We start from the raw sequence: 4,757 nt of genomic DNA, 5'->3' as shown, positions 1-4,757 counted from the left end.
ACATGATCGACCGCTTGATGATTTCGTCTTTTTTCCAGGTTTCATTGCCGGAAAGGAAGAAGAATTCATGAGGCGCACAGAAGATGCACAACTCCGGAGCGTCCTCTTCCGGCGTATCTTCCGTCATGACGCGGGAGTTCAGCCCACTATTTCTGAGATACTCATCCAGGCACTCAGCCAGTTCCTTGATGAAGGAATTGCCTTCGGAATGGTAGAAAACGCCAACGGTCTTGGGGAGAGCTTTGCTGGTGTCTTTTTTACAAATTTTATAATCGATGTCGTGCTTACATTCTTTTCCGAGAAAGCTGACAATCGACCGTTTAGAAAAAATCTCTCGTCCTTCACCAATCCCGTAAAGCAGGGCATGACGGGCCGGTGACATTTTGGCAGACGAAATATCCGCATTCATACGCAGGTAGTCATCAGAACTGAAAAAAGGATATTTTTTCAGTCGGTTGAGAGCGTTACTGATGGAATCGTAGCTGTATTCCTGTAGCAACCCTTTTTCAAAGAAGTACAGGTTTTCGTTATTACGGATATAATGTGCAAACGGGTTTTCGTCTTGGCCGATAACGTTTTTATAAAGATTATAATAGATTTCAGTATTGAAATTTTCGTTCGGGTTTCTGTTTTCCTGCCAACCGTAAAGAACGTAATGGACAATAGGGTCAAGACCCGACTGTTTTACATCAGGATTTTCGACAAGATAAAAATCAAGGTCAAATTTCTCTGAGTCGACAATCGTTTTTATATCTTTTTTATTCCAGGCTGTTAAGGCGACCATCACATTTCCCGTTTGTACCGAATTAACTTTTGAAGTCTTCTAACTATACCTCAAAAAACAAGACATGAGAACGGTCAACTTCTTGGTATTATGTTACAAATATGAGGATATATATATTCGTAAAATAAATAAATAAGTGCTAAATTTATTATTGTAAAATAAGAATAATTACTTAAAAATAAATCATAAAAAATATAAATATTACAACATATGGAGTTTTTTCGCATGTTTTTATGGTTTTTTCTTGATAGCGCTCCGATTAATGAAGACGAATCGATATCAAAATGATTAGGAGGTAAATATCGAGTGAAAATTCTATTCAGAATGCGATGATGAACTGTGCCAGAAAAGAGTAATATCGCCAGAGTGATATTTGGGTATGTAAAAAGAAAAACGCTTGTCATCTTTTTGATGGGCAATGTGTGCGATTTTGTCTTTCCGGCCACTGTCTCTACTATTGAAAAATAGTGTAAACATCCTTCATGGGATGTGGCAGTGAACCGGAAGCGTATCAGCGCGTCCAAGAGGCGAGGAAGCACTCCTCAAGTGTGTTGAGATATCTGAGCGCAACAGGAACAAGGTGATTATGGTGCAACAAAAAGAGCAGGGTATGTCTGCCGCAGAGTTTCTGTTTCCTTCCGATCTGGAGCGGACAGAAAAAAAGATTAATCGGATTCTGCTGGTTGGTTCCTGTCTGACGGCTTTGTATTTTGAGCAGTTCAAGGTCCGCCATCCTGAAACCGCATTTGATTATATTCCGTATAATTTCGTCAGTGTTCTGCCGCCAAAGCCGCCTTCACCGGTGGAGAGTTATGATCTGCAATATGTGCAGATTCCTTTGCGGACGTTGTTGAGCGATCGGGTTATTGAGGGATTTCACTTTAATGAGTCTGGCTTTGCAGAGAAAATTCTTGAAGATGCGAAAAATCTTCTTGATGTCATGCTCGCCGCGGCCATGGTCTATAATGAATCGCATGGCCTTCTGACATTTGTATCGAATTTTATTGTGCCGCAAATGAGCAGCGCTTCCAGTCTGCGTGGCAAAGGCGGTAGCCGTGATCTGGTGACAATTGTTCACCAGCTGAATGATTACCTCAACGAGCGGGTTGAGACATATAAGAATGCCTACGTGCTGGATGTAGATTCTGTCGCCAGTGCTATTGGTAAGCGCTATGTTCTTGATGACGTCGTCTATTTCTACTCCCACGGCGGAGTGACGTTTCAGGACTGGGATGATTTCGGGGCAATTGCTCGTAATGAACCTATTCCGCCGCTGGAAACGGTCTATCCCATCAAGCGGGACGAGTTTCTGGACGCAGCGTACCGCCAGATTGTGACGTCTTATCGCACGGTCAATCAGGTGGATCAGGTCAAGGCCGTGATTTTTGATCTGGATAACACGCTGTGGCGTGGTCAGCTTGCCGAGCACTATCGCCCGGATGTGCAGCCCTGGCCGCGTACAGATGGCTGGCCGCTTGGTGTCTGGGAAGCCATTCATTATCTGCGGGCGCGGGGGATTCTGGTCGCGATTTGCTCGAAAAATGACTACGAGACTGTGAAGCAGAGATGGGATGATGTGGTTAATCCCAAATTTGTCTCTCTGGAGGACTTTGCTTCTCTGAAGATTAACTGGCAGCCCAAAGCAGAGAACATCGCGGCGATTTGCAAGGAATTCAACATTAAGCCCAAGAGTGTGGTTTTTGTTGATGATAACCCTGTTGAACGTGCTGCTGTGGCCTCAGCGTTCCCAGATCTGCGGGTGATGGGTGGCAACCCCTATCTGACACGGCGTATTCTGCTGTGGTCTGCAGAAACCCAGATTGCACAACTGACGGCAGAATCTGAGCGGCGGGAAGATATGATTCGCGGTCAGATTGTGCGGGAAGAAACCCGGTCCGCGATGAGTCGGGAGGAGTTTCTTGCGTCTCTGGAATGTCGGGTTGCTTTTAAATATATTACAGATACCGCCCAGCCTGAATTTGCGCGGGCGTTGGAACTGACGAACAAAACCAATCAGTTCAATACTTCAGGGAAGCGGTGGGCTTTTAAGGAGGTGACGGACTTCCTTAAGGGTGGTGGCCAGCTTCTGGCCTTTACGGTACAGGACAAGTTTACGGACTATGGGTTGGTAGGGGTTCTGTTCCTCAGGCAATCTGAAATTGTTCAGTATGTTATGAGTTGCCGCGTGCTGGGGATGGAAGTTGAGGAGTTTGTTGTAGCAGAGGCTGTGGCATTTGTGCGTAAGGCCCTCGGCAATGTACGTGTGACAGCGTCTGTGCATGAACTGCCGGATAATACGCCATGCCGCGATGTTTATCTTCGCGCGGGTTTCCGGGAAGACTGGGTTTCTGAAGGCATCCATTATTACATTCTGGATGAAGGTAAGAACCCTAAAGCAGCGTCACATATTAAAGCTATATGATATGTAAAGATGTTCTGAATTTTTCTTTTTAAATGCCGCATTTCGATGCGGCATTTTTTTTGAGGAAAGCCTCTTCCCGGAATTAGAGCATTCAGCTGTTTGTTCTTTTATCAACAAACCTGTGGCAAATGGTTAAGTGAAAAATCGGTAGGGTACACATTATTATTTTTTCACGCCAGATAAGGAAAATTATGCTCCCTTTAAGCTCTTTTTACTGGACAATATCTAAGGAAAATTATTAATAAACATGCAAATATATTAATGGTGTGAGTTGGCATATGAGTGTGCGTACTAGCAAGGTCCAAACCAAGGCGGCCAAGGTAACAAAACCGAAATTGGTAAAGGATCTGAAGGTCGCACGTCGGCCGAGGGCCTCCAGGAAAGCTGTGGCATCTACTCCGGACCCCATTGCTGAAGCACCAAAAACAGAAGAGATGCAGCTGGGCGCAGTACAGGACACAGTGCCTTTGCAGAATGAAATTAGCGGAGCACAACCGTCCATGCAGGAAAATCAGGAATTTCAGTCTGTCATTTATTTTGATGGGGGCTGGTATCTGGATATGTATCCCGACGTAAGAGAAGCCGGGATCGACCCGCTGGAACATTTTCTGAATCATGGGTCTCAGGAAGGGCGTAGCCCTAACGCTTTGTTTGATAGCCAGGCTTATCTGAGAGCTAACCCGGACGTGGTTGAGTTTGAACGTGGGCCATTTATTCATTATATCTGCTTCGGTTTTCAGGAAAAACGCCCTCTTCGCTGAGAATACTCTTTTATTGCTGTCAGCGGTCAGAACTGACTGTCGAACGCAATCTGAAGAAAAAGGATGGTGCCGGTGTTATGTCCTGCAAAATAAGCAGAGACACCGGTAACCATCCCAAAGCGATGTGAGCCATTATATGTCAGAGCGGGTGGAATCAGCTCGCTTTCTCTGAACGGCCACATTGCCGTACACGGGCAGTAGTGACTTGGCTCTCTGCCAAATTTATAGCCAAAAATCCAAAAAATATCAGCTCTTTCTGGAAACGCCCGGCTGCCCTTTGCTGAGGAAGCTTTTTCTGTTTCTGTAACTAGGGTGACGTCTCGTAAATCAGCCGTCGTGAGCGTGACGCCGGGAGTTATCTCACGCTGGCAGCCGCAATGTATGCAGGCTCACCGGAGGGAAGGTAGCCCCTCCGGTCTTTCCGCACCGGATATTTATGACTTGTGCGAACGCGGGGTGTCGCGTGGGTGGGGTTGATGGCTGTTTTCGAGAAGATCATCCGTCAGGACAATGGACGGTATCGTTGGCGGTGCGACGGAAGCATCTGGAGGGATCGAAGAACCGTTGGTTGATGCGCCTGGCTCGTGATTTCAGGGTTTTGGCGATTTGATTGACGGTTTTTGGGGTAGCTTTTGATCTGCGTTTTGAGCAGATCGGGGACTGCCCTCCCGCTGGATGACTACGCGCTCGCGTTCAACCTTTCGAGGAAGAGGAAGCGGCGCATGTTGTAGACGATATTGGCCAGCCCGATCCTCATGGTGGCCCGGGTGATACCGACAGTTCGGATGAA

At 46.4% G+C, this 4,757-nt stretch carries 2 protein-coding genes and 2 pseudogenes; 2 read left to right on the top strand and 2 right to left on the bottom strand.

The window, feature by feature from the left end; genetic code table 11:
* A pseudogene (locus KP703_RS15065) lies at nucleotides 1–784 on the bottom strand (hypothetical protein); the annotation flags it as partial.
* 586 nt (nucleotides 785–1,370) lie between these two features.
* Here KP703_RS15065 and KP703_RS15060 point away from each other — a divergent pair.
* Nucleotides 1,371–3,206 (top strand): HAD family hydrolase, encoded by a 1,836-nt coding sequence (locus tag KP703_RS15060; protein WP_215755516.1) that lies wholly within the window; start codon nucleotides 1,371–1,373, stop codon nucleotides 3,204–3,206.
* A 386-nt stretch (nucleotides 3,207–3,592) separates the two neighbouring features.
* Complete coding sequence (locus KP703_RS15055; protein WP_373687509.1) at nucleotides 3,593–3,967, top strand: hypothetical protein; 375 nt, start codon at nucleotides 3,593–3,595, stop codon at nucleotides 3,965–3,967.
* A gap of 679 nt (nucleotides 3,968–4,646) precedes the next feature.
* Here the strand turns inward: KP703_RS15055 and KP703_RS15050 are convergent.
* Nucleotides 4,647–4,757, bottom strand: a pseudogene (locus tag KP703_RS15050) (IS5/IS1182 family transposase); the annotation flags it as partial.

Origin of the sequence: Acetobacter sp. P5B1, from assembly GCF_018811985.1 — a bacterium.
Taxonomy (GTDB): domain Bacteria; phylum Pseudomonadota; class Alphaproteobacteria; order Acetobacterales; family Acetobacteraceae; genus Acetobacter; species Acetobacter cerevisiae.
Note: the sequence above shows the minus strand (reverse complement) of the source record. Positions and strands in the feature narration are given on the sequence as shown.